Origin of the sequence: Mesorhizobium sp. LCM 4577, assembly GCF_001854795.2 — a bacterium.
GTDB lineage: Bacteria > Pseudomonadota > Alphaproteobacteria > Rhizobiales > Rhizobiaceae > Mesorhizobium > Mesorhizobium plurifarium.
Genome location: NZ_MDDU01000013.1, coordinates 46,830 through 71,674, shown reverse-complemented (window position 1 = coordinate 71,674; position 24,845 = coordinate 46,830). Strand labels below are relative to the sequence as shown.

The 24,845-nt window shown below is 63.7% G+C and carries 24 protein-coding genes; 6 read left to right on the top strand and 18 right to left on the bottom strand.

The features are described 5' to 3' along the window. Positions 1–93: 93 nt before the first annotated feature. From LCM4577_RS15625 to LCM4577_RS15570, 12 genes are read right to left on the bottom strand one after another with little or no spacing between them, the layout of a single operon-like run. A complete protein-coding gene (locus LCM4577_RS15625; protein ID WP_071030504.1) occupies positions 94–342 on the bottom strand; it encodes a cytochrome C oxidase subunit IV family protein in 249 nt (82 codons plus the stop codon). After that, positions 339–974 carry a cytochrome c oxidase subunit 3 gene (locus tag LCM4577_RS15620; RefSeq protein WP_071030505.1) on the bottom strand — a complete coding sequence of 212 codons (636 nt, stop codon included), beginning with the start codon at positions 972–974 and terminating at the stop codon, positions 339–341. The genes LCM4577_RS15625 and LCM4577_RS15620 overlap by 4 nt, the downstream gene beginning before the upstream one ends. Next, the gene (ctaD, locus tag LCM4577_RS15615; RefSeq protein WP_071030506.1) at positions 971–2,614 is read right to left on the bottom strand and encodes a cytochrome c oxidase subunit I; all 1,644 of its coding nucleotides are present in this window, start codon (positions 2,612–2,614) and stop codon (positions 971–973) included. Before ctaD ends, LCM4577_RS15620 begins: the two co-directional genes overlap by 4 nt. Beyond that, positions 2,611–3,564, bottom strand: coding sequence for a cytochrome c oxidase subunit II (gene coxB / locus LCM4577_RS15610; protein WP_071072081.1), 954 nt, complete (start codon positions 3,562–3,564; stop codon positions 2,611–2,613). Before coxB ends, ctaD begins: the two co-directional genes overlap by 4 nt. Beyond that, a complete protein-coding gene (locus LCM4577_RS15605) occupies positions 3,561–4,301 on the bottom strand; it encodes an SCO family protein (RefSeq protein WP_071072079.1) in 741 nt (246 codons plus the stop codon). The genes coxB and LCM4577_RS15605 overlap by 4 nt, the downstream gene beginning before the upstream one ends. Before the next feature lie 8 nt (positions 4,302–4,309). Further along, positions 4,310–4,756 carry a hypothetical protein gene (locus LCM4577_RS15600; RefSeq protein WP_071030509.1) on the bottom strand — a complete coding sequence of 149 codons (447 nt, stop codon included), beginning with the start codon at positions 4,754–4,756 and terminating at the stop codon, positions 4,310–4,312. Then, on the bottom strand, positions 4,749–5,864 hold the full coding sequence (locus LCM4577_RS15595) for a hypothetical protein (protein WP_071072077.1): 1,116 nt from the start codon (positions 5,862–5,864) through the stop codon (positions 4,749–4,751). The genes LCM4577_RS15600 and LCM4577_RS15595 overlap by 8 nt, the downstream gene beginning before the upstream one ends. Continuing rightward, a complete protein-coding gene (locus LCM4577_RS15590; protein WP_071072511.1) occupies positions 5,861–6,379 on the bottom strand; it encodes a cytochrome c in 519 nt (172 codons plus the stop codon). Before LCM4577_RS15590 ends, LCM4577_RS15595 begins: the two co-directional genes overlap by 4 nt. A gap of 20 nt (positions 6,380–6,399) precedes the next feature. Next, positions 6,400–6,927, bottom strand: a complete 528-nt coding sequence (locus LCM4577_RS15585) for a DUF3341 domain-containing protein (protein ID WP_116390071.1) — start codon at positions 6,925–6,927, stop codon at positions 6,400–6,402. Continuing rightward, positions 6,924–8,282 (bottom strand): NrfD/PsrC family molybdoenzyme membrane anchor subunit, encoded by a 1,359-nt coding sequence (gene nrfD, locus LCM4577_RS15580; protein WP_071072075.1) that lies wholly within the window; start codon positions 8,280–8,282, stop codon positions 6,924–6,926. Before nrfD ends, LCM4577_RS15585 begins: the two co-directional genes overlap by 4 nt. Continuing rightward, the gene (locus LCM4577_RS15575) at positions 8,275–11,250 is read right to left on the bottom strand and encodes a TAT-variant-translocated molybdopterin oxidoreductase (protein WP_071072073.1); all 2,976 of its coding nucleotides are present in this window, start codon (positions 11,248–11,250) and stop codon (positions 8,275–8,277) included. Before LCM4577_RS15575 ends, nrfD begins: the two co-directional genes overlap by 8 nt. Next, entirely contained in the window at positions 11,234–11,890 is a 657-nt protein-coding gene (locus tag LCM4577_RS15570) for a cytochrome c3 family protein (protein WP_041005842.1), read from the bottom strand. The genes LCM4577_RS15575 and LCM4577_RS15570 overlap by 17 nt, the downstream gene beginning before the upstream one ends. Before the next feature lie 196 nt (positions 11,891–12,086). Here LCM4577_RS15570 and LCM4577_RS15565 point away from each other — a divergent pair, with 196 nt between their 5' ends. Then, positions 12,087–14,543, top strand: coding sequence for a membrane-bound PQQ-dependent dehydrogenase, glucose/quinate/shikimate family (locus tag LCM4577_RS15565; RefSeq protein WP_071072510.1), 2,457 nt, complete (start codon positions 12,087–12,089; stop codon positions 14,541–14,543). A 421-nt stretch (positions 14,544–14,964) separates the two neighbouring features. Then, positions 14,965–16,059, top strand: a complete 1,095-nt coding sequence (locus LCM4577_RS15560; protein ID WP_071072508.1) for an NAD(P)/FAD-dependent oxidoreductase — start codon at positions 14,965–14,967, stop codon at positions 16,057–16,059. An 8-nt stretch (positions 16,060–16,067) separates the two neighbouring features. On the opposite strand, the gene LCM4577_RS15555 is transcribed toward LCM4577_RS15560, so the two are convergent. The 3 genes from LCM4577_RS15555 to LCM4577_RS15545 are packed head-to-tail and all read right to left on the bottom strand — an operon-like array spanning position 16,068 to position 19,994. Next, a complete protein-coding gene (locus tag LCM4577_RS15555) occupies positions 16,068–18,347 on the bottom strand; it encodes a xanthine dehydrogenase family protein molybdopterin-binding subunit (protein ID WP_071072072.1) in 2,280 nt (759 codons plus the stop codon). A 2-nt stretch (positions 18,348–18,349) separates the two neighbouring features. Further along, complete coding sequence (locus LCM4577_RS15550; protein WP_071072070.1) at positions 18,350–19,372, bottom strand: xanthine dehydrogenase family protein subunit M; 1,023 nt, start codon at positions 19,370–19,372, stop codon at positions 18,350–18,352. 1 nt (position 19,373) lies between these two features. Continuing rightward, the gene (locus tag LCM4577_RS15545) at positions 19,374–19,994 is read right to left on the bottom strand and encodes a (2Fe-2S)-binding protein (RefSeq protein ID WP_071072068.1); all 621 of its coding nucleotides are present in this window, start codon (positions 19,992–19,994) and stop codon (positions 19,374–19,376) included. A gap of 202 nt (positions 19,995–20,196) precedes the next feature. Between LCM4577_RS15545 and LCM4577_RS15540 the strand changes: the two genes are divergently transcribed. Beyond that, positions 20,197–20,640 (top strand): PPC domain-containing DNA-binding protein, encoded by a 444-nt coding sequence (locus LCM4577_RS15540; RefSeq protein ID WP_071072066.1) that lies wholly within the window; start codon positions 20,197–20,199, stop codon positions 20,638–20,640. A gap of 8 nt (positions 20,641–20,648) precedes the next feature. Here LCM4577_RS15540 and LCM4577_RS15535 read toward each other — a convergent pair whose 3' ends face one another. Next, a complete protein-coding gene (locus LCM4577_RS15535; RefSeq protein WP_071072064.1) occupies positions 20,649–21,257 on the bottom strand; it encodes a cysteine hydrolase family protein in 609 nt (202 codons plus the stop codon). 160 nt (positions 21,258–21,417) lie between these two features. Between LCM4577_RS15535 and LCM4577_RS15530 the strand changes: the two genes are divergently transcribed. The 3 genes from LCM4577_RS15530 to LCM4577_RS15520 all read left to right on the top strand — a co-directional run bounded on the left by LCM4577_RS15530 (position 21,418) and on the right by LCM4577_RS15520 (position 23,223). Next, complete coding sequence (locus LCM4577_RS15530) at positions 21,418–21,864, top strand: GFA family protein (RefSeq protein ID WP_338012033.1); 447 nt, start codon at positions 21,418–21,420, stop codon at positions 21,862–21,864. Further along, a complete protein-coding gene (locus LCM4577_RS15525) occupies positions 21,858–22,871 on the top strand; it encodes an ATP-dependent DNA ligase (protein WP_071072060.1) in 1,014 nt (337 codons plus the stop codon). Before LCM4577_RS15530 ends, LCM4577_RS15525 begins: the two co-directional genes overlap by 7 nt. Positions 22,872–22,944: 73 nt before the next feature. Continuing rightward, complete coding sequence (locus LCM4577_RS15520; RefSeq protein ID WP_071030520.1) at positions 22,945–23,223, top strand: hypothetical protein; 279 nt, start codon at positions 22,945–22,947, stop codon at positions 23,221–23,223. A 3-nt stretch (positions 23,224–23,226) separates the two neighbouring features. Here LCM4577_RS15520 and LCM4577_RS15515 read toward each other — a convergent pair whose 3' ends face one another. Next, positions 23,227–23,976 carry a metallophosphoesterase gene (locus LCM4577_RS15515; RefSeq protein ID WP_071072058.1) on the bottom strand — a complete coding sequence of 250 codons (750 nt, stop codon included), beginning with the start codon at positions 23,974–23,976 and terminating at the stop codon, positions 23,227–23,229. Beyond that, the gene (locus LCM4577_RS15510) at positions 23,969–24,775 is read right to left on the bottom strand and encodes a nucleotidyltransferase (protein ID WP_052467763.1); all 807 of its coding nucleotides are present in this window, start codon (positions 24,773–24,775) and stop codon (positions 23,969–23,971) included. Before LCM4577_RS15510 ends, LCM4577_RS15515 begins: the two co-directional genes overlap by 8 nt. Positions 24,776–24,845: the final 70 nt, after the last annotated feature.

The following is a 24,845-nucleotide window of genomic DNA, read 5'->3' as shown; positions in this document are numbered from 1 at the left end:
ATGTTCCAGAGCAGCCTTCGCGAGGATGAGATAGAGCGTGAAGATCGAACGGATTGCAGGGTTCAGCTAGATCGTAGGGCACCGCCTTACCGCTCATCGTCCGATCAGCGTCAGCCCGAACAGGATGATGAGCCAAAGCCCGGCTGCCGCGACGRCCAGCCGCGGCAACGTGCCGGTCAGATGCATGAACAGCATGGCGATCAGGATCGCCTTCGCGGCGGCGATCGCCAGGTTGAGCGCGACGTTGAATCCGCCGAGATCGACGAAGGATGAGCCGACCGTCAGCGCCAGCAGCGCGAGCAGCCCGAGATAGCCGAAGGTGAGTTTGCGCAGTTCGCTCATCGGTTGATCAGATAAAGAACGGGGAACATGAACACCCAGATGATGTCGACGAAATGCCAGTAGAGGCCGACGGCCACCACCCGGCGCAGCCGATTGGCAGGGCTGGCGGTCCGCCAGAGCGCGATCATTCCCGCGATGACGACGATGCCGCCGATCAGGTGCAGCGCATGCAGCGAGGTCATCGTGAAATAGAGGCCGAAGAAGAATTCGGCGTGCACGGGATCCGGCCCGGCATAGCGGAACGGCAGGCCGAGAAGCGGCGCCAGTCCCTCGCTGATCTCCTTGCCGTATTCGATCCCCTTCACGACCAGGAAGCACACGCCCAGCGCCGCGGTCGCGGCCAGCGCCCAGATCGTCGCACGCCAACGTCTATGGAGTGCAAGCCTATGCGCTGATGCCATGGTGAAGCTGCTGGTGATCAAGACCGCCGTGTTGAAGGTGCCCAGCGGCAGAGAAAGATGTTTCGAGGCGGCGGCGAAAGCGGGGCCGAAATCGACATGCGCGACGAGGAAAACCAGGAAGATCGCACCGAACAGCATCGCCTCCGAGCCGATGAACACCCACATCGCAAAATTATCGGCGCGCCGCTCGCGCCGGGGTGTGTCGAAAGCGACGCTCTCGGTGCCGCTCATTGCGCCGCCTCCTCCCGGTGCGGGCTGAAGCGCTCATGCTCGAGCCCCTTCATGTCGTACGCATAGGCCGGCCTGGTCACGACCGGCATGGTCTCGAAATTATGCGGCGGTGGCGGCGAGCTTGTCTGCCATTCGAGCCCGGTGGCGTTCCATGGATTATCGGGCGCGCGGGCGCCGCGAAACAGCGACCAGCCGAGATAGAACAACGGCATCAAATAGCCGATCGCCAGCACCACCGCGCCGGCCGAGGACAACACGTTCCAGAACTGGAACTCAGGCGGATAGGTATGATAGCGCCGCGGCATGCCGTTGAAGCCCAGCACATATTGCGGGAAGAAGGTGAGATTGAAGCCGACGAAGGTCACGGTCGCTGCAATTCGCGCCGACGTTTCCGAATACAGGCGGCCGGTCATCTTCGGCCACCAGAAATGCAGGCCGGCCATATACGCCGTCACCATGCCGCCGACCATGATGTAATGGAAATGCGCGATGACGAAATAGGTATCGTGGACATGGACATCGACGGCCAACGCCGCAAGGAAGAGCCCGGCCAATCCGCCGAAGGTGAACAGTCCAAGGAAAAACAACGCATAGAGCATCGGCGCCTCGAAGCTGATCTCGCCCTTGCGCAGCGTCAGGCTCCAGTTGAAGACCTTGATCGCCGACGGAATGGCGACGCAGAAGGACAGGAACGAGAACACCACGCCGGCATAGGCCGACTGCCCGCTGACGAACATGTGGTGGCCCCAGACCAGGAAGCCGAAGACGGCGATCGCCATCGACGACATCGCCACCGCCTTGTAGCCGAACAGCGGTCGGCGGCTAAAGCAGGGCAAGACCTCCGACACTACGCCCATGCCGGGCAGGATCATGATGTAGACGGCCGGGTGCGAGTAGAACCAGAAGAGGTGCTGGAAGAGCAGCGGATCGCCGCCGAGATCGGGATTGAAGATGCCGATGCCGAACACGCGCTCCAGCACGATCAGGATCAGCGAGGCGGCGAGCACCGGGGTTGCCAGCACCATCACCAGGCTGGTGGCGTAGAGCGTCCAGACGAAGATCGGCAAGCGGAACCAGGTGAGCCCCGGCGCCCGCAGCGTGTGCACCGTGACGATGAAATTGATGCCGGTCATGATCGTCGAGAAGCCGACGATGAAGACGCCGAACGCCGCCGTCGAGACGAAGCCGTTGGCATAGAGCGTCGACAGCGGCGTGTAGAACGTCCAGCCGGTATCGACGCCGCCGGCCACCACCGCAAACAGCGCGAACAGGCTGCCAAAGATGAAGACGTACCAGCTGGCGAGGTTCAGCCGCGGGAAAGCGAGGTCGCGCGCGCCGATCATCAGCGGCAAAAGGAAATTRCCGAGCGTCGCCGGGATCGACGGCACCAGGAAGAACCAGACCATGATGATGCCGTGCAGCGAGAACAGCCGGTTGTAGGTGTCATCGGAGACAAGATCGCCGGCCGGTGTCGCCAGCTCGATGCGCATCAGCACCGCCATGGCGCCGCCGAGGAAGAAGAAGGCCGTCAGCGAGGCCAGATAGAGCCATGCGACGCGCTTGTGGTCGGTGGTCAGCAGCCAGGCGCGAGGCCCGCTGCCTTCCGCCAGATAGGTGCCAGGCATCGCCGCGTTGCTCATGGCCTGGCTCCAGCTGTCGGTTGTGGCGAAAGCGACTTCAGATAGGCAAGCAGCATCTGCAGTTCGCCTTCGTCGATCAGGCCGTCGAAGCTCGGCATGACCGGCTCGTAGCCGGCGGCGATCTCCTTCTTCGGGTTGAGGATGGAGTCGCGCAAATAGCGCTCGTCGGCTATGACCGTCTGCTGGTTGTCGAGCGCCACCGGCCGGCCGAAGATGCCATCCAGCGACGGCGCCCTCACTTTGCTGCTCGCGCCATGACAGCCGGAGCAGCCAAGCGCGCGAAACAGTTTCTCGCCGCTCGCGGCAAGCGTCTCGCCTTCGCCCTGGCTGTTCAGCCACGCGGCATATTGCTCGGGCGCCATCGCCGTCACCCAGCCGCCCATTTCGGAATGCTGCGTGCCGCAATATTGGGCGCAGAACAAGTGATAGCGGCCCGGCTCGGTGGCGATGAACCAGATATGTGTCGTGCGGCCGGGAACTGCGTCCTGCTTGATGCGGAAAGCCGGCACGTAGAAGGAATGGATGACGTCCTGCGAGGCGAGCGACACCACGACCGGCTTGCCGACCGGAACGTGCAATTCGTTGATCTCACGCTGGCCGCCGGGTTGCCTGAACTCCCACATCCACTGTTTGCCCAGCCCCGTGATCTCCAGCGCGTCCGCCGGCGGATGATCGCGGCGAACGAAAAGCACTGCGCCCCAGCCGAAGAAGATGAAGGCGATGATCAGGCTGGCGGCGGTCCAGCTCATCTCGAGCCACATGGTGCGGGAACGCTGTCCGGTGCGATCCGCTTTCGAGCCGACCCGATATTTCACGGCGTAGCCGACAACCAGGCCGGAGAGCGTCAGTCCGAGAACGGCTGAGAAAACGAGCAGCGTGTAAAACAACGCATCGACATGGCCAGCTTCGGACGATGCTTCCTGAGGGAAGAAGGGGACGCCGAAATTCACCGTGCCCTCCTGCGCGTTTGCCAGAGCACGATAGCGGCGAGGCCGAGCAATGTGGCCAGGCTGGCCGCTTTCAGCGCCACCCAGATGGCTGGCGTGTACTGGCCCTTGGAACTGTCGAACCCGGCGCAGAACAGGAAGACGTGATCGGCAATCGACCCGAGCTTGTTGGCCGACGCTTCGACCAGCGCGAGCTGAAGATCGCGCGGCGTGAAGGTCAGCGCCGGCAGCACCTGCGAAATTCGGCCGGACGGTGTCAGCGCAATGACCGCGATCGGATGGACGAACTGGTCGATGCCCTTGCGCCGGTCGAAAGTGATGCCGGCCTCATTGGCCAGCGCCGCGCCGGCGCCGCCGCGGCTGGTCAGGAAACGCCAGGCCGATAGGCCGGCCGGACCCGCGGCGGAAGCGACTTCGTCTCGCRCCTCGGCGGCATCGGCGGAGGTCTCATCCGGGTCGATCGAAATGAACAGCGCGCGGTAATCCGCTGGGCGAAGCGATGTCTTCTTCAGGTCGGACGCAACCGCCTGCTGGGTGACGCCACAAAGGTTCGGACATTTGTCGTAGCCGAAGATGACGAGCGCCGGATGCCCGCCGAGCGCCTCGCCCAGCGTCAGCTTTCGGCCGCTTGCATCGGCCAATTCGCGCTCGAGGCTGAGCTGAGCGCCGGGCTTCGGATCGAAGATTGGTCGCTCGGCGGCAAACGCCGTGCCGGCGATGAGCAGACAAAGCGCAGCCAACAAGCTTCTCATCGCCCTGTCCCCTCCTGCTGCTTGCAATTCTGGGCCTGCGGGGCACGAGGAACCGCCGCCGTGACGAGGGCGCAATCGTCGGGTCGCGCGGCTTCGCCCTCCGGCTGTGACCAATCCGGCAGACCGTTGCTGACCACCGCCCACATCGCGTCGTCGATCGGGATGCGCACGATGCCGGCGTTGCGATCGACCCAACCAAGCGTCTTGAGCTGACGATCTTCCTCGGCGCGGAAAGCGGCCAAATCCTGTTGCGGCGCGGTTTGCAGATCCGGGTTGTCGGGATTGGTGTTGGCCGGAAGCGGCAACCAGGTCGGCGTGGTGTTGAAGATGAGCTTCACGCCGATCGCCGCTAAAGCGATGAACAGCAACAGCCCGCCGCCGAAAGCGAGCAGCACACGCGGCTGGACATCGCGGCTCTCGGGATGGCGGTGCGCCTTAGCCATGGGCGACCTCCCGCTTCCACCAGACGATCTTGTCCGGCCGGCGGAGCAGGAAAAGGAACAGGGCGAGCCATAGCCCACCCACTCCAATCCAGGCGACCGCATCATGCCACAGCTCAAGCGGCCCGCCGGCAAAGAGCGGCGGCCGGATGCGCCAGACCACGTCGGCGAAATGGCCGGCCAAGACAATTCCGGCGAGCCAGACGAGGCCTGCATGGCTGCGTTTCAGGTCCTGGCTGAGCAGGCCGGCAAAAGCAGCCGCCTGCAAGGCAATCAACACGTAGAGGAGATATTGCCACCCGTTGTCGCTGCGGACCACGTACCAATGAATCTCATCGGGCAGATCGCCGCCCCAGACCACCAGCCATTGCATGAATGTAAGGTAGATCCAGGTCAGCACGAAGCCGAACTGCATATTGGCGAGGTCTTCACTCAATGAGGTTTCGTCGTCCCCACCCGGCAACACCTCGACCGCGCGATTTGCCGCCAGCACCAGGATCGCCAGGGCGAATGCCCCGACCACCTCGGCCGACGCTTCGCAAAGTGCATAGATTGTCGAGGTGAATTCCGGCTCGAGCGACAGCATCCAGTCGATGGAGAAAACGCTGACGGCACACGCATGAAGGATGAGGCCAAGAGCGAATTTTTTACCGCTACGATCATTCGGGCTGGCCTCATCGCGTGTCGCGTTCAGCACCATCCACGTGAGAGCGAGCCAGATCGCGGCACAGCAAGCAAAGCGCAGCAGGAAGAACGGCGCGTTTAGATAGGCAAGCTTCTCGCGAACCGTCTCGGGCAGCATCGCGGTATCGGCGCCGGCCCATGGGAAGACCAGATCGAGCCTCATCAGCACGGGCACGAGCAAGGCCAGCGCAAACGGCAGCGTCGCCGCGATGACACACAACGGCTGACGGACCGCCTCCCCCCAGCGTCCGCCGGTCAATCCGTGCACCATCAATATCGTCAGCGCGCCGAGCGGCAGGCTGAGCGCAAAGATGGCCGCGGGAAACCAGGCACCCAGCATCGCTTTGGCATCGAGCGATACCCCGAGCACGCACAGGACGAGTCCCGCGATGCCGGCGGCCAGAGAGCCTTGCTCGACGCGGCTCATGGCGCAGCCTCCGCTTCGAGCCGTGCGCGCAGGCTTTGCGGAAGCTCGGGGACCGGCGCGTCGCGCGAATACTGCAGCGCGCGGATATAGGCGACGATCGCCCAGCGGTCGCGCGGAGGCACGCGCGCCGCGTAGGAATACATGGCGCCATAGCCGTTGGTGATGACGTCGTAGAAGTGACGGTCGGTGGCCTTGCGCAGCGCATCCTGGTGATAGCTCGGCGGCGCCGGAAAACCGCGCTGGACGATCATGCCGTGACCGTCGCCGGTGCGGCCGTGGCAGGGCGAGCAGAAGATGTCGAAACGCTGCTGCCCCTGCTGCAGCAGCTCGATCGTGATCGGATAAGGGATCTTGTCCGGGACCGGCGAAAGATCGGCGTCGCGCGTGACAGTACCCGCCACCGGAGTGCGCGCCGCCATGCCGTCGGCGAACTGGTTGCTGGCCTCCAGCGCGTCGTAGCGCGGCTGGTCCTCCATGTCCTGGCGGCAGCCGGCGACCAACAGCGCGCCGAGCATGAACGTGACGCGAAGGCCGCTCACGCCTCGACCTCCTCGACGAGCTCGGCGCCGAGCCGCGTCAGCTGGCCCCTGGTCACGCCCTTGCGGTATTTTGGATCGTCCGCTTCGACCAGGAGATAGAACCTGCCGCCGCGCGCATAGGTGAAACTCTCCGCATTGAAGACCGGATGATAATAACGGGGCAGTCCGTTGGCCGCGAGCATGCCCAGGAAACCGGCCAAGGCAGCGCCCAGAATGCCGGCCTCGAAAGCGATGACGACGAAAGGCGGCCAGGAATGCAGCGGCCGTCCGCCGACATTGATGGGGTAGTCGATTTCGACCGAATACCAGATCAGCGTGTAAACAAGCGCCGCTCCGGCGATGCCGCCGGCGAGCACGGCCCAAGGCAAGCGCGTGGGCGGGATTTCCAGTATCTCGTCCAGTTCCTTCATCGGGAACGGCGAGAAAGCGTCCATGCGCCTGTAGCCGCGCTCACGCATGCCGCGCGCGGCTTCGACAAGCGCTTCGGGATCGGCAAACACCGCCATGAGGCCGTAGAGGCTCATCGGACCTTGCCCTCCTCCTCGGCAAGTTCCTCGACCTCGAAGATGGTGATCGCGGGCAGGATGCGAATGAACAGGAAGACGAGCGCGAAGAAGGTGCCGATCGAGCCGAACAGGATGCCGAAATCGAGCCAGGTCAGCGACTGTTCGCCCCAGGAGGTCGGGAGATAGTCGCGGCTCGGCCCGGTGACGACGATGATGTAGCGCTCGATCCACATGCCGATGTTGATGGCAATGGCGATCGCAAACAGCAGCGGCATGTTGCGGCGGATGCGCCTGAACCAAAGCAGCTGCAGCACGCCGCAGTTCAGGCTGAGCATCGTCCAAAACAGTGGCGAATAGGGACCCAGCGCGCGCTGCGCCATCATGGCGCGCTCATAGGGCTCGCCCGAATACCAGGCGAAGAATGCCTCCGAGACATAGCCATAGGCGACGACCATGCCGGCGGCGATCATCAGCTTGGCGGCATTGTCCATGTGACGCGGCGTGATCAGGTCCTGGACCGAGAAGGCCCAGCGCAGCGGAATGGCGATGGTAAGCACCATGGCGAAGCCCGAGAGCAGCGCGCCGGCGACGAAATAGGGCGGGAAGATCGTCGAGTGGTAGCCGGGCGTGATCGCGAAGGTGAAGTCGAGCGAGACGATCGAATGCACCGAGACGACCAGCGGCGTGGCCAGTGCCGCAAGCAGGAAATAGACTATCGTGTAGCGCGACCAATGATAGGCCGAGCCGCGCCAGCCGAGCGCCAATATGCCGTAGAAGAGCTGCGCCGGCCTGGATCTTGCGCGATCGCGCAGCACCGCCAAATCGGGCAGAAGTCCCATATACCAGAACAGCAGCGAGACGGTCGCGTAGGTGGCGATCGCCGCGAAATCCCAAACGAGAGGGCTGCGCCATTGCGGCCAATGCATATGCACATTGGGCAGCGGCAGCAGCCAATAGAAGAACCACGGCCGCCCAAGATGCAGGATGGGGAACAGGCCCGCCATGGCGACTGCAAACAGCGTCATGGCTTCGGCAAAGCGGTTGATCGAGGCGCGCCATGGTTGGCGCAGCAGCAAAAGCACCGCCGAGATCAACGTGCCGGCATGTCCGATGCCGATCCACCAGACGAAGTTGGAGATCATCGTGCCCCAGGCCACCGGGATGTCGATACCGTAAGCGCCGACGCCGACCGCGATCAGATAGGTGATTGAATAGAGCAGCAGGAGGACAAGCAGGAAGCAGAGGAAGAACGCGGTCCAGAAATGGCGCGGCAGGCGGCCGTTGAGCACGATCGAGCCAATGCGCCCGCTGATCTCCGGAAAATCGTGTCGGCCGCGCAGCACGGCTGGGCTGTTCGCGCTCGCTTTAGCCATCGGTCGCCTCGCCCGGCTTGGCAAGCCTGCCGTTCGGATTGGAGATCTTGCCGAGATAGGTGGTGCGCGGCCGTGTGTTCAGCTCCTCCAGCAGCGCGTAATTCTGCGGCGCGCTTTTCTCGCGAACGACCTTTGCATCCTTCCTGTTGCGATCGCCGAAGGTGATCGCCTGGGTCGGACAGGCCTGCTGGCAGGCGGTGACAACTTCACCATCGGCGATGTCGCGATTCTCGATCTGCGCCTGGATGCGCTTGGCGCTGATACGCTGGACGCAATAGGTGCATTTCTCCATGACGCCGCGCGAGCGCACGCTGACATTGGGATTGTGAACGCCCTGTTCCGGCCCGGCTTCGTCCTTGTCGAAGGATTGGTGGTCGAGGAAGTTGAAGCGACGCACCTTATAGGGGCAGTTCTGCGAGCAATAGCGCGTGCCGATGCAGCGGTTGTAGACCTGCGCATTCAGCCCATCATGCGTGTGCACCGTTGCGTTGACCGGGCAGACAACCTCGCAGGGCGCCTTTTCGCAATGCATGCAGGGCACCGGCTGGAAGAAGATCTCGGGCGCATCAAGCGGTCCGGCATAGTAGCGATCCACCCGCAGCCAGTGYATCTCCTGCCCACGCTCGCATTCGTCCGGTCCGACCGGCGCGATATTATTCTCGGCCTGGCAGGCCGAGACGCAGGCCATGCAGCCGATGCAGGCCGAGAGGTCGATCGCCATCGCCCAGGCTTCCTGGTCGTAGGGCCATTCGGGATAAAGCGATTCCGTTGGAGCCGGCGGCGCATCCTTGCGGACGAAATGCGGATCCTGCCGGAAGAGATCGAGCGACGCATGGCGAATGATGGCGCGCCCCTCCATCGCCTGATGATGCTGCGTGGTGATGACCCGAACGCTGTTCTCCCGGGGCGCAAGAGCTGCGCCAGTGGCAAACCATTCAGCGCCGCTGCGCAAGCGAAATGCGTCGTAACCTTCCGCCAGCGCCGCAACGGAGCCAGCCTTGCGGCCGAAGCCGAAGGAAAGCGTCACCGTCTCGTCCGGGTGGCCGGGAACGATCCAGGCAGGCGCGTCGACGCTGGCGCCGCTTGACGCGACATTGATGACCTTGCCATTTGCGATCTTCAGCCGCTCCGCAGTGGCGGGCGAGATGAGCGCCGCATTGCCCCAGACGATCTTGGTCAGCGGCCGCGGCAACTCCTGCAGCCATGAGGCGTTGGCGAAGCGGCCATCACGCAGCCAGGGATCGGCGACGAAGCGGATGTCGATACCGGCGGCAGCGTTCGCCGCCGGCTTTAGGCCACCCAGATCCGGAGGCACGGTGACAGATACGGGCCTGGCGGCGCCGTCCGACACAATGCCATCGCGCAACGCCTTCTTCCAGGGATCGTCATCGAGTGCTGCCCAATGCTGCCTGACGAGCGACAGCGGATCGGTCTCGAACTGGCCGCCAAGCACGGCAAGCAGTTCATGAACGGTCTTGCCATCGTAAAGCGGCTTGATCAGCGGCTGCACCAGCGAGGAGGTGCCGTCATAGGCGCGGATGTCGCCCCAACTCTCGAGCTCATGTGCCGCCGGCACATGCCAATGCGCAAGGAACGCCGTCTCGTCGCGGTAGAGGCCATGATGGACCAGCAGCTTCAGTCCCGCAAAAGCCTTACGCATATCAAGGTTTGCCGGGGAGGTGTGCAGCGGGTTTGCACCTAGCGCCACGACTGTGTCGACAGCTTGCCGGCTGATTGCCTCGCGCAGCGCCGCGAGATCGCCATTGACCGGCAGCGCGTCCGGCGGCTCGATCAGTTTCACCGTGTTGCCGAGCGCGCCAAGCGTCGCATTGGCGGCCAAGGCGGCAGCGTGAACGAAGGCGCTCTGATGCGCCCCCGCGATAACGAGCGCGTCGCGGCCCGCCACTTTCAGGTCGTCGACCAGCGCCGTCATCCAGGCCTGGTCGATCGGCGAGCCGGAACCTCCGGTTTGGCCGGTCAACGCCGCGTTCAATCCGGCAGCCACGGCTTCGACTTCACTTGGCTTGATCGCAAGCCGATGGTCGGCGGCAGCACCAGTGATTGTCGGCGTCGACTCCACTGCATACAGCCGGCTCATTCGATCAGACGGATCGCGCACCCGCCGTCGCGCCGCAAAGTCGTGCGCATAGGCGAGCCGCCCGGGACCCTCACCGAGGAAATCGGCATCGAGGCTGACGATCGTTTCGGCACGGTCGAAGCGATAGATCGGCGCCAGCGGCGATCCGAACAGCGCGCGTGACGCTGCCTCCGCGGCCGGCGTCGCCAACGCGTCGTGGCGGTAGATTTTCAGTTTCGGATACCGGACCCGAAGCGCATCGATCTGAGCCACAAACGTAGGCGACGTAGAGGCTTCGAGAAGCAACGCCGCGCCCTGCCCTTGTGATGCCCCCCAGCGCGAAACGAGCGCCGCCATATCCTTGAGGAAATCGCCATAGGATGCCGGTTGGCCACCTTTGAGCGGCGTGCGCGCGCGGTCGGGATCGAACAGCGTCAGCACGGCTGCCTGCATCACCGCGTCGGTCGCGCCGCGCGATGCCGGATGGTCCGGATTGCCTTCGATCTTTGTCGGCCGCCCTTCATGGCTTTCGAGGATGGCGCCGATTCCGAAGCCGTCGCTCGACAGCGTGGTCGCGTAATAGACAGGCTTGCCGGGAATGAGGATTTCCGGCTGGCGCACATAGGGCACGATGCTTTCCGCCCTGCTGCAGGCGGCCAACCCGGCAAGCGACAGCGAGGCGCCCATCAGCTTCAGCAGCGTCCGCCGGTTCGGCTTTCCCGGCAGGCGTTCCGCAATTGCCGGGAACTCGGCCTCGACGAAGCGGCGGAATTCGGCCGTTCCGGCGATCTCATCCAGGCTGCGCCATATTTCGCCGCTACGCGCCAGCCGCTTGCGCAGAGCCGCGATGTCGATGGCGGAGCGAGGCCTGTCGTCAGCGATGGCAGACATAGCAATCCGTCATCGTCTCGGGGTGGATGTCGAGCATGCCGATCAGCTGTCGCCTGATCTCGGCGATGTCCTCAGGCGGCTGCCAGTGCATCAGGAACACGTCCCGCGGCGGACGCAGATTGGGTTCGGGATTGCGATGGCAGCCGAGGCACCATTCCATGCTCAGCGTATGCGCCCGCCTTGTCAGCGGCATCTCGTCGACCTCGCCATGACAGGTCTCGCAGGCGACGCCCTTGTTGATGTGGATCGCGTGGTTGAAGAACACGAAGTCGGGCACGCTGTTGACGCGCTCCCATTTGATGGGCGTGCCCGAGGCCAGGCTCGCGCGCACCGGCGCCAGCATGTTGGCGTTGGTGAAAAGCTGCGAATGGCAGGTCATGCAGACTTCGGTGGCCGGCAGACCCGCCGAAGAAGAGGTCTCGACGCCGTTGTGGCAATAACGGCAGTCGATGCCGAGCTGGCCGACATGGTGCTTGTGGCTGAACGGCACCGGCTGCGCCAATGGCTCACCTACTCCCGTTACCAGGTCCGAGCGGGGCAGGATTATCCCGATCGCGGCGGCGATCAGCAGAGCGGCACAACTTCCCCAGATGACAAAGCGCGCAACGCCATTGGCGTTTTTCGAGAAGATCTGCGGCATCCCCTCGCCGATTCTGCTGAAGGCAAACTCAGAGTTGACGACACCTAACGGTGCTTTCGCCGCCAAGGTTCCGAGCCCGTGCCGGAATCACAGAATGGTGACCGCAACTGGGAACAGGTCGCGGATTTAATCCGCAACCACAGCCGCTCACATGCGTTCGCCAGATATCACGATCTATTTCACGCTGGAAAATGCCATGACCGACGCCGGTGTAAACAACGCTCATTACCCTGTACGCCATCGCGGCATCGCTTTCTGGTGGAGAGCGTTGATCGGCATTCTTCTGATCGTCCTCGGCCTGCTGATCGGCGGCGGGGGTGCCTGGCTGATCGCGCTTGGCGGCTCGTGGTATTATCTGCCGGCCGGCATCGCGTTGCTGCTCGCGGGCATCCTGCTGCTGGCGGGGAACATGGCCGGCGTCTGGCTTTACGTGCTGACCTGGCTCGCTACGCTCGCCTGGGCCTATTGGGAGGTGGGTTTCGACGGCTGGGCCCTGATGCCGCGCACGCTTGCTCCTACGGTCATCCTGATTTTCGTGCTGCTTGCCATCCCCGCCTTCCGCGACCGGACAACGCGCCGGAGCCGAAACGCTGCCTATGTGACCGGCTTGCTGCTGCCGGTTATTGCGCTGGGCGCATTCGGCTTCTTGCACATCAATGCCTTGGCGCAGTCACAACCGACGCAACGGCCAGCGCCTGCCGCGCAGCCAACGCCGAATGGCGCGCCGGCGTCGCAGGACGCCGCGGTCCACCAGGCCGGCAATGATTGGCCCGTCTATGGCGGATCGGAACTGGCGACGCGCTATTCGCCACTGAACCAGATCACGGCGGCCAACGTCTCCAAGCTCACCCGTGCCTGGTCGTTCCACACCGGCGACATGCCGAACGGGGCAACCAAGGACCTCTATTCGCCCGAGAACACGCCGCTGGAAATCGGCGGCCATCTCTACGCCTGTTCGGCCAAGGACATTATCATTTCCGCGGATGCCCGCAGCGGCAAGGAGGAGTGGCGCTACGATCCGAAAGTGCCCGACAACGCCATACCCTATGGCGCGAGTTGCCGTGGCGTCGCCTATTTCACCGTTCCGGGGGCCAAGACCGATCAGGCCTGCGCCACGAGGATCATCTTCGGAACGCTGGACGCACGGTTGATCGCCATTGACGCCAAGACGGGGAAACCCTGCCAGGATTTCGGCCAGCAAGGCAGCGTGGACTTGAATCAGGGCATCGGCGAGACCGTGCCTGGCTGGTATTCCATCACGGCGCCGCCGACCATCGTGCGCGGCATTGCCGTCGTCGGCGCGCAGGTTAAGGACGGCCAAGCCGAGAATGCGCCCTCGGGCGTTGTCCGCGGCTACGATGCAACCACCGGCAAGCTTGCCTGGGCGTGGGATATGGGTCATCCCGATCGCACCGGCGCGCCGCCTCAGGGCGACACCTACTCGCGCGGCACGCCGAACATGTGGACCGTCGCCGCCGCCGATCCGCAGCTCGGTTACGTCTACCTGCCGCTCGGCAACGCCGCCGTCGATTACTACGGCGTCGACCGCAAGGATTTCGAGAACCAGTTCAACTCGTCTCTCGTCGCGGTCGATGTCACGACCGGCAAGCCGGTCTGGCATTTCCAGACGGTGCATCACGATCTCTGGGACTACGACCTTGGCTCGCAGCCGACGCTGGTCGATTTCCCGACCGTGACCGGCAAGATCCCGGCCATCATCGTGCCAAGCAAGCAGGGCCAGATCTACGTGCTCGACCGCAAGTCCGGCAAGCCGCTGTTCCCGGTCGAGGAGCGCAAGGCTCCATCGGGTGGCGTCGAGCCGGACAAACTGTCCAAGACACAACCCTATTCAGGGTACGCGCATCTCGACCAGCCGGTGCTGACCGAAAAGGACATGTGGGGCATGAGTCCGCTGGATCAGCTCTATTGCCGGATCCAGTTTCATCGCGCCTCCTATCAGGGCGAGTACACGCCGCCGACGGTCGACCGGCCCTTCATCGAATATCCGGGCTACAATGGCGGTTCAGACTGGGGCAGCATCGCCGTCGACACCGACAGCGGCGTGCTGATCGCCAACTACAACGACATGCCGAACTACGACCAACTCATTCCGCGGAAGAAGGCCGACGAGATGGGCTTCAAACCGATCGACAAGGGCGGCAGTCCGAAAAAGGTACGGGATATCGGCGACCCGCAGGCCGGATCGCCCTACGCCATCGCGGTCAATGCCGGCTGGCGCCTGCCCACGGGCCTGCTCTGCTCGAAGCCGCCCTACGGTCACATCCGAGCCATCGATCTCAAGACCGGCAGGACGCTGTGGGACGAGCCGCTCGGCAGCGCCGACAACAACGGTCCGTTCGGCATTCCTTCGATGCTGCCGCTGACAATCGGAACGCCGAACAATGGCGGCCCGCTRGTAACGGCCGGCGGGCTGATCTTCATCGCCGCGACCACCGACAACAAGCTGCGCGCGATCGACATAAAGACCGGCAAGGAGGTGTGGCACGCCGACCTTCCCGCCGGCGGCCAGACGACGCCCATGACCTATGAGGCGGACGGCAGGCAGTATGTCGTGATCGCGCCCGGCGGCCACCACTTCATGGAAACCAAAGTCGGCGACCAAGTCATCGCCTATGCGTTGCCGGCCGGCTGACAGAGGTCGGTGAGCTGGGCTAGGAACGTGAGACTTCAGCGCTTCAGGTCGTTGCGACGCCGTCCCGTCGGCTGTGACGGACCGCCCCTCCCCTCCGCCGGCCGCCGGCTTCGGCGCCTGGCGAGGAAGTACATCCAGATCAGAATGAGGATCAGAGGGATGCCTGCGATGGGCAACATCCAGATGCCAAGGTGAAACATGAACGTCTCTCTGTCCTATTGCGATCGGGTCGGCCCGTACTCAAACCGGCATGGGAAAAAACAGTTCCAAGAGCGACCGTGCAAAAAGCGTCCTTTCGCTAAAGACAGATGGGCAGAGAGACCGATTGGTGGGCAACCTCCGTACGCGCAATGCGTTCCGGTCTGATCATATCGTCGACAAATGCGGCACCCGTGTAGACAGTTTGGGAAAGGCGACGGTCGTGCCCCGAGAAAAAGCTTCCATCCTCATCGTCGGCGCCGGCCCGACGGGACTGACAGCCGCGCTGGAGCTTGCGCGACGCGGCGTCCACCCCAGGGTCATAGACAGGAAGGACGGACCGATGCCGCTCAGCAAGGCCGTGGGCATCAGCGCGCACAGCCTCGATATTCTCGAAGCGTCCGGGGTGAGCGGGAAACTGCTGGCCGAGGGCCTCAAGATCCGCCACGCGCATTTCCATGTCGAAGCGCGGGAGCTTCTCATAATCGACTTCTCGCTGCTGCCGCACCGCTACAATTTCCTCTTGTCGCTGCCGCAGCGCGACACCGAAAGGATCATGGCCGACACGCTGGCGACATTCGGCATCGACGTCGAATGGCGCGCGGAACTGGTCGGCCTCACCCAGCATGCCGACAAGGTGGAGGCCAGGATCAGCCAAGGCGGTCACGAGGAAAGGCTCAGCTTCGACATCGTCTTCGGCGCCGACGGGGCGGGCAGTTCGGTGCGCAAGTCATCAGGCATCGAATTCGAGGGCTATACGCACAGGCGGGAATGGAGCATCACCGATGCGGAGATTACGTCCTGGCCTTACGAGGCAGGCTCTGCGCAGGCATTCGTCAATCGCAGCGGCGACGTCGGCTTCATCATACCGATCGGCGACAGCCGCTTTCGCTCTGTCTCCAACACGCCCGATGCGTTGGCGCATGTTCCAGGCAATTACCGCGTGTCGCAGGTGCTGCGGACCGATCGTTTCCATATTCCGGCAAAGCAGGCGAAACGCTACCAGACCGCCCGCATCTTCCTCGGCGGTGATGCCGCGCATGTCCATTCGCCGCTTGGCGCGCGAGGCATGAATCTCGGCATCGAGGATGCCGCGTCCTTCGCCCGGCGTTTCGGCGATGGCACGCTGGCTGGATACACGGATGAGCGCCGGCCGGTGGGGCATCGCTGGATCGAACTCAGCGAACGCATTTTGTCGACCGTGCAGTCGACCAACAGTTTCGTGCAGACGTTCCGAAACCTTGCAATGATGACCATCGGCCGCATACCGGCCCTGCAAAAGCCTCTTCTCGAGCGCGTTGCCGGCCTGAGGGAGTAGCAGGGCCGTCAGACGAGCAACTGCTCTATCCTTATCGGAAGGTCACGGATGCGCTTGCCGGTCGCGTGGTAGACCGCGCTGGCGACGGCGGCGGCCGTGCCGACATTGCCCAGTTCGCCCAAGCCCTTCACGCCTGCCGGGTTGACCGCGTGGTCGACCTCCGGAACCAGGATTACTTGCAGATCCTTGATGTCGGCATTGACCGGCACGAGGTAATCCTGCAGATCGCGGTTCACGTAGCGGGCATAGCGCCTGTCGACCTCGGTCGCTTCATGCAGCGCCTGGCCGATGCCCCAGATCATCCCGCCCATCAGCTGGCTGCGCGCGGTGCGCGTGTTCATGATGCGGCCGGCCGCAAACGCGCCGACGATGCGCGGCACGCGGATTTCCCTGGTGTAGCGGTTGATGCGCACTTCGACGAACTCGGCGCCGAAGGCGTATTTCACCGAATCTTCGTCCTGATCGCCGCCGTGGAATTCCGGCGTGCCGGCATAGAGCTTCTTCAGTGCCTCTGGAGTCGCGCCCTTGGGCGCGAACTCGGCATATTCCTCGATCGCGCCGACCTGCATGGTTTTCAGGACGTCCTCGACCTTGGCCGACGCACCGCTCTTCGCGACGATCTTTCCGTCGGCAAGATCGAAATCCTCATTGTGGGAGCCGGCCAGCGGACCGCCCTCGGCAGTCGCGGCGGCATACAGCTTGGTTCGGATAGCATCGCAGGCCTTGAGCACGGCCGAACACACGCTGGCCGTCGAGATAGAGCCGCCCGAGACGGGCGCCGGCGGGAGGGTGCTGTCGCCCATTTCGACACCGACCCTGTCGATAGCGACGCCGAGCCGCTCGGACGCCATCTGGCCGGCCACGGTGCGAATACCCGTGCCGATCTCATGCGAACCGCATTGCAGGCGCACATCGCCATCGACCGTCAGGCGCACGCGCGCCGCGCATGGCGCGACGGCCGTTGGATAGATCGCCGTAGCGCAGCCCATGCCGACCAGCCAGTCGCCGTCGCGCATCGCGCCAACCTTCGGATCGCGCTTGGCCCATCCGAAGGCTTCCGCCGCCTGATCGTAGCACTGGATCAGCGAGCGGCTGGAGAACGGCTTCTTGCCGATGGGCTCTGTCTTCGGTTCGTTGATCCGGCGGAACTCGACCGGATCCATGCCAAGCGTTGCCGCCATCTCGTCCATGGCGTTTTCAAGCGCATAGACATAAGGCGTCTCGGGCGGCGAACGCATATAGCCCGGCGTGTTGCGATCCGCCTGCACCAGCGAGACATGGGTCAGCACCGAGCCGTAGCCGTACATGCGGCCAGTCGCCGACGTGCCGCCGACGACGTAGAGGTCGGGGCGCGAGGTCACCTCCCAGCCTTCATGCGCGAAAGCGGTGATGCGRCCGTCCCTGTCGGCGCCGATCCTGATGCGGTGCCGCGTTTCGGCCCGGTAGGTCTGGGTGCCGAACGCCTGCATGCGGCTTGTCACGCAACGCACCGGACGCCCGAGCCGCTTGGCGGCGACCGCGACGATCGCGGTGCGCGGCGTCATCGGGCCTTTCGAGCCGAATGCGCCGCCGATGAAGGGGCTTACGATGCGCACATTCGCCGGGTCCATCTTCAACTGCCTTGCAAGCTCGACTTTCCAGCCGGTGACGTTCTGCGAGGGCTCATGCACGACGAGCTGGTCGCCCTGCCAGTACGCGGTCGTCGAAAACAGTTCGATCGGATTGTGGTGCTGGGTTGGTGTGGAATAGCGCTGGTCGATCTTGACCGCCGCCGCGGCAAAGGCGGCGTCGAAGTCGCCGGCCTTCACGTCTTCCTTGAACATCGGGCTTTTGCCGGCCGCCGCAACGGTCTTCGTGCCCGGACTGTCGAAGCTCGCGGTTGGCTTTTCCTCGTCATATTCCGCGCGGATCAGCTGCGCCGCCTCTTCGGCCGCCTCGAATGTCTCGGCAACGGCGAGCGCGATGATCTGGCCGTCATGGAAGATCGTCCGGTCATGCAGTGGTCCGATCGATGTGGCGCTGGAATTGCCGAATTTCGGCTTGTCGACCTTGTCCATGTCGCCATAGGTGACGATGTCGAGCAGGCCCGGCACCGCGCGGGCGTCGTCGAGACGAAGCTTCGTCACCTTGCCCCTGGCGATGCTGCTGGTGGCCAGCGCGCCATAGGCGATGTTGGCGGTCGGCAGGTCGGCGGGGTAATGCGCCTGCCCGGTGACTTTCAGCCGAGCATCGACGCGCGGCAGCGGTTCGCCCTGGTTTTCCTTGGGTTTTGGAGCGGCAGCGTCCATGGTCACACCTTCATGTCACGGGTTTCGAGCAGCGCGCGCACCAGCGTCCGCTTGCCGAGCTCGATCTTGAATGCGTTGTGCTGGTGCGGCTGGGCCTCGGCGAAGGCGGCGTCCGCCGCCGCTCCCGCCGATGCCTCGTCGAGCTTCTTTCCTTGCAGGGCGTCCTCGGCCACGCTGGCGCGCCAAGGCACCGTCGCTACCCCGCCGAGGGCGATCCGCGCCTCGCGCACCGTCTCGCCGTCGAGGTCGAGCGCGACGGCCGCCGAAGCCAGCGCAAAGGCATAGGATTCGCGGTCACGGATCTTCAGGTAGAGCGAGCGCCGTGCCCAGGGCAGAGCCGGGACCTCGATCGCGGTGACGATCTCGTCAGCGGCGAGATCGGTCTCGATATGCGGCGTGTCGCCCGGCTGCCGATGCAGCTTGCCGAAGGGGATTTTGCGCGCGCCGCGCGAGCCCTCGGCATGAACGACGGCATCGAGCGCGATCAGCGCCTGGGCGAAGTCGCCATGATAGGTGGCGATACAGGCGTCGCTGCCTCCAAGCACCGCATGCTGCCGGTTGAAGCCGCCCATCGCGGCGCAGCCGGATCCAGGCACACGCTTGTTGCAAGCCCAGGACGTCTCGCGAAAATATTCGCAGCGCGTGCGTTGCAGGACATTGCCGGCGAGGCTTGCCATGTTGCGAATCTGGCCGCTTGCCGCCAAACGCAAACTGTCGGCAATGACCGGATAGCGCTCCTTGACCTCACGGTGATCCGCAGCTTCGCCCATCCGCACCAGGGCACCGAAGCGGATGCCGTCTTCCGTCACCCGGATCTGCCTGAGCTTTTGCTCCTCGAGCCGGTTGAGATCGAGCAGGCGGTTCGGCTCAGCGACCCCTAATTTCATATAATCGGCGAGATTGGTGCCGCCCGCGATGAACTGCGCATTGGCCCGCGTCGGCTGATCGTCACGGGTCGTGAAGTTGGACGCCAGCGCGACCGCTGCGGAGATGTCCGTCGGCTGTTCATAAATGAAAGGTCGCATCTCATGYCCCTCTCGTCTCGCCGCGTGCCTGCAGAATGGCGGCGACAATGTTGGGATAAGCGGCGCAGCGGCAGATATTGCCGCTCATATAGTCGCGGATGTCATTCTCGGAATCGGCGTGACCTTCATTGACGCAGCCGATCGCCGATACGATCTGGCCCGGCGTGCAGTAGCCGCACTGGAAGGCATCGTGATCGATGAAGGCCTGCTGCATGGGATGCAATTTGCCATCTGTCGAGGCGAGGCCTTCGATCGTCGTCACATCCTTGCCGTCGTTCATCACCGCGAAGCTCAGGCAAGAGAGAACGCGCTTGCCGTCGACCAGCACCGTGCACGCGCCGCACTGGCCGTGATCACAACCCTTCTTGGTGCCGGTGAGCCCGATATGGTCGCGCAAAGCGTCGAGCAGGCTGGTTCTGGTATCAAGCGAAAGCTCATAGGCCTGCTTGTTGATCCTGAGCGACGTCACGACAGGCTGCCTCAGTGTCGGCTGGGTTGCGGTCGGCGCTTCGGCCCGTGCGGTCGAAGTCAGCAATGGCGCGGCCGCGGCCGCCGAGACCGTGCCCGCCATGAACTTTCTTCGGCTGAGACCATTGGTGGACAGGGCTGAAGGCTGGGACATGGCTCGCTCCTGGCTGGCTGGTGTTGTGCGCTAACCTTTCAATGGTGCCATTGTTCCGACGGTGAGCGCAAAACCGCGACGCTTCACCGAAGTGTGAGGCTTCCGGCCCGAACTGGAATGCCGCGAGGTTTCACCCCCTGGCTGGAACATGCGGCGTGGCCGGGCGTTCTGTCCCATTCCATCTCTCCGTCTGCAGGGCATCATGAAATCGAAACTCGTCGCCGAGACCTCCGGACAAAGAATATTCGTGGTCGTGCTCGATCCGGGCGAGGAAGCCTTCGCGTCCCTTACCGCYTTCGCCGGTCAGAAGGGACTTACCGGCGCCTCGTTGACGGCGATCGGCGCGTTCGAGAGAGCGACGGTCGGTTGGTTTGACTTCGGCTCGAAATCGTACCGGAAAATTCCCGTGGACGCGCAGTGTGAGGTGCTGAGCRCCATCGGCGACGTCGCCGTCGACGACAGCGGCAAACCAAGCCTGCATCTCCATGCCGTGCTCGGACTGAGCGATGGGTCGACCCGAGGTGGGCATCTGCTCGAAGGCATCGTCCAGCCGACGCTCGAAATCACCGTGACGGAGGCGCCCGTCCATTTGCGGCGCACGAAACGACCCGAACTCGGCATCGCCCTGATCGATCTCGACGCCTGAGCCGAGCCTCAATTCCAGGCCGAAAGAACGGTCTCCATTTCGACCGTCTCCACCTGCTGGGCAAAGCGTTGATGATAGACGGTCATCAGCGCATCGTGCGTCGCATCGGAAGAGCTGCAAAGCGCGTCGGTGACCAGCACGACGCGGTAGCCGATGTCGATCGCTCCCAGGACGGTGGCAAGCACGCACACATCGGTCTCTCCGCCGGTGACGATCAGCGTATCGATCTGGCGAGCGGCAAGCACGGCCTGCAGCCTGCCTTCCGGCCAAGGCGAATAGACATGCTTGTCGATCACCTCCGCCGGCGGACAAAATGGCGACAGCTGCGGCAGCAATTCGATCATACCCGGACCGACATTCTCGATCGTCATCGATGCCCAGCGCTCGTAGTAGCGCTTCCAGGTGCCGGCGCCCTGCCCCGGCCTCGACGCCGGTATGAAGCGCGTGAAGATCGTCTGCCCGGCCCTTCTCTCCACGAGACTCACAATTCTCGGAAGGACCCTCGTAGTCCAGGGCGTCGCCCATTCCGATGGCTCGGCAAACAGCCTCTGCATGTCGACACAAAGGTGGGCGCAGCGGTCGCCGAGAGGACCGTAGATCAAGCCAGGGGCTGACATTGCAATGCCGTAAAGACTGCTTCCCCGACCTGCGGGGCCGGGGAAGATCGGGACGGTTTGGAACGGGCGACGTGGTATTTCAGGTACAAGCCTAGATCCTCGCACAGCTGGACCAACGCGTTGCTTCGACAGCTGTTCCGTCGAAACACAACTGCCGCCGATGCGTTCAAGATGGATGGAAACATCCGCGACCGCCGCCCAAGCCGCTGCCGTCGAACGAACGGGAGGATGCCTCTGCGRCAGGATCCGTTACCGCGTCACCGGCGACCCACGCGTTCACTATTGCCATTGCGACATGTGCCGCCGAGCCACCGGCAGCGCCTTTGCGGTTCTCGCCTGGGTGCCTTGCGCAAGCCTCTCCTGGCTTGATGAAGAGCCAGCCAGCCGCCGGTCCTCGCCCATCGCCAGGCGAGGCTTCTGTCGGGACTGCGGTTCTCCGCTGACCCTTTCCTACGATGCCGCCCGGGACGAGATCGCGCTGCACATCGGAAGCTTCGACGATCCGGCGGAGCTTCCGCCCCAATACAATTATGGATCATCGCAGCGCCTTGGCTGGGTCTGCTGCGGCCTCGACCTGCCCCATCACGATACGGAAGAGCGATGGTAGCGGCTTCGACCAAAGGATTTCCGCTGCCTCCCGGCACACCGCCGATGGAAGCGCATACCGCCGACGCGCTGCCGGAGGAGAAAGACGCCTGGCAGTACGAGCCAAAATGGGATGGATTTCGATGCCTTGCCTTCAAAGGCAGCGAGGCGGTCGAACTGCGGGCGAAATCCGGCAAGCCTCTCGGCCGCTATTTTCCGGAGCTGGAGGCAATGTTGCGCGGCCTGGATGCAAAGGATTTCGTCGTCGACGGCGAGATCGTCATCGAGATCGGCGGCCGCGCCTCCTTCGACGCGCTGCAGATGCGGCTGCACCCGGCAGAGAGCCGTATCCGCAAGTTGAGCGTGGAGACGCCGGCACGGCTGATCCTGTTCGACGTCCTGGTCGCCCCAGGCGGCAAGATCATGCTCGAACGACCCTTGCACGCCCGGCGCGACGCTTTGGAAGCCTTTATGTCCAAGGCACCGAATACCGCGCTCCGCCTGTCGCCATCCACCACTAAGATCGCCACCGCCAGGCAATGGCTGCAAGGTGCCGGCCATGGCTCAACCGACGGTGTCGTCGCCAAAAGGCTCGACGAACCCTATCAGCCCGGCGAGCGCGCCATGATCAAAGTCAAACGGCTGCGCACCGCCGACTGCGTTGTGGGCGGCTTCCGCTATCTGAACGCCAGGCGGCAGGTCGGGTCGCTGCTGCTCGGCCTCTACAACGACAATGGGAAGCTCGATCATGTCGGCTTCACCTCGACCATCGCCAATGACGAGCGCGCGGCGCTCACGGAGCGGCTCGAAGAGTTGCGCGGCGGCCCGGGTTTCACCGGCAAGGCGCCGGGCGGGCCGAGCCGCTGGAGCACGGAGCGCAGCGGAGACTGGGAACCGGTGAAGCCGGAACTGGTCGTCGAGGTTCGTTTCGACCATGTCACGAGCGAGCGTTTCAGGCACGGCACAAGACTCTTGCGCTGGCGGCCTGATAAAGCGCCGCGCCAATGCACGTTCGAGCAGATCGCGTAGCTGCGCCCTTGCCGGAACAATCGGCCGCCAGGGCGGTTCCTGAGGAAACAGTCAGCCAGCATTGGAGGACGACATGGACCCCCGTAACAAGCAACGATCCGAACGGCAGGACGAAGTCGAAGCGCCGACCATCGAACAGCAGGACTGGGATTCCTTCGAGGGCAACAAAGTGCTCCCTGACAGCGTGGTCACCGAGAATGGCCCCGATCAGCGCGAGACCGAGGGAGCCTTGCCTGACGAGGATGATGACAATCCCGATCAGGAGAGCGATGAGGCTCTGCCGGACGACGAGGAGGAACGCGTGCTGTCGCGAGATCCTTCCAAGGAAGGCAGCCGCTTCGACGAGGTCTAAAGTTCAGATTTCGATCAATGCGTAAGGCCGGCCCGTCGGCTTCGTGATGTGCATGGCGACGTTGTAGACTTTGGCGCCGCCGGGGGTTTGCCCTTCGTAGCTGCCGCGATGCGCATGGCCATGCACCACGGCGCTCACCTTGAAGCGGTCGATCGTTTCCGCAAGCCGGGATGATCCGAGGAACGGAAAGATTTCCGGCGGCTCGCCGGCGACGGTCTCCACGATTGGCGCATAGTGAAGGACCACCAGCGTGCGCTTGGCGCGGACTTGCCGCATGGCGTTCTCCAGCCGCATCGCTTCATTGACGCTCTCGGCCACCATGGTCTTGATTGCCGGCTCGCCGAAGGAGCCAAGCATCCTTGGCCCGAAGCCGCCGATAAAACCCTTGACGCCGACAAAGCCGACATCCATCAGTTCCGTCGCCTGACCATCGAGGAGGTAGACGCCGGCCTGACGGAGCGTGGCCGCGATCTGGTCGACGCAGCCGGATTCGTAGTCGTGATTGCCGAGCACTGCGACGACGGGGATCGAGCAGGCGCGCAGGTCCTCGGAGAGAAGCTCGGCCTCTTTGGGCTTGCCGAGATTAGTGAGATCGCCGGTAAGCACGAGGATGTCGGCTTCGCGCGAAACCTCGCCGAACAGATCTCGGTAGGACGTCTGCGAATCTTCCTGAACATGCAGATCGCCTACGGCGGCGATTTTGACCTTGCCGTTGCCATTCGCTTTGCGGTCTGCCTTGCTTGGTTCAGCCATCGCGGAGTTCTCCAACACCGCCGACGCCCGCAAAGCCCCATTCCTTGACGTCGATCTCATAATCGATCTGCGACAGCAGCCGGCCACGGCAGATCTTCATTCTGGGCGACGGCAGCCGCCGCTGCGTGGCCAGCCGCTTGAGCAGATCGTCGAGCAGCCAGTCGGGAACGAGGTCGCGCTCGCTCGGATAGATCCAGCGGAAGTTGAGCAACTGCATCAAAAGCACCTCCCAGTGGACATCGAGATAGGAAAGCAGCCTGTGCCAGTCGATCTGGTCATGCGCCTTGAGGATGGTGTGGGCGATGTCGGCGCCGTCGTGACGGCCCCTGTCCTGGATGAAGCATTTCGACCAGATGAGCTCCGTCGGTCCGATGATCCGGACACGGCTGCCGAGCAGCTCGACCTGCCGGGCATGCTCCAGCCACTGGTCCTCGACCTGCATGGTGCCGTTGGCTGATGCAAAGATCACATCGAAGAAATGCGGGCCTTCGAAGACCTTTCCCAGCCAGCGATCGTCTTCGATCTCGACGGCATAACCGATATCCTTGAAATGGGCGAGGATGCGCGGGCAATCGCCAGCCTTGCAGAAGATATCGAGATCCTTGGTCTGGCGTACGACGCCGGTATAGGCGCTTACCGCATAGGTGCCGGCAACCAGGAAGGGAATGTCGGTGGCGGCGAGTTCGCGGATCGCGTTCGTGTAGAAGGCCTCCGCCTCGGCGCTCTTCAGCGTCGGCTCCGCCTTTGCGTCGATCACCGGCAGCGTCGCAAGCACTCCCGGCAACTCGTCATTGGTCATCAACCGTTGCTCCGGTTTTTGATCTTCATCCATACGTTCCGGTAAACAGCGGTGATCCGGCGTTGTTCCG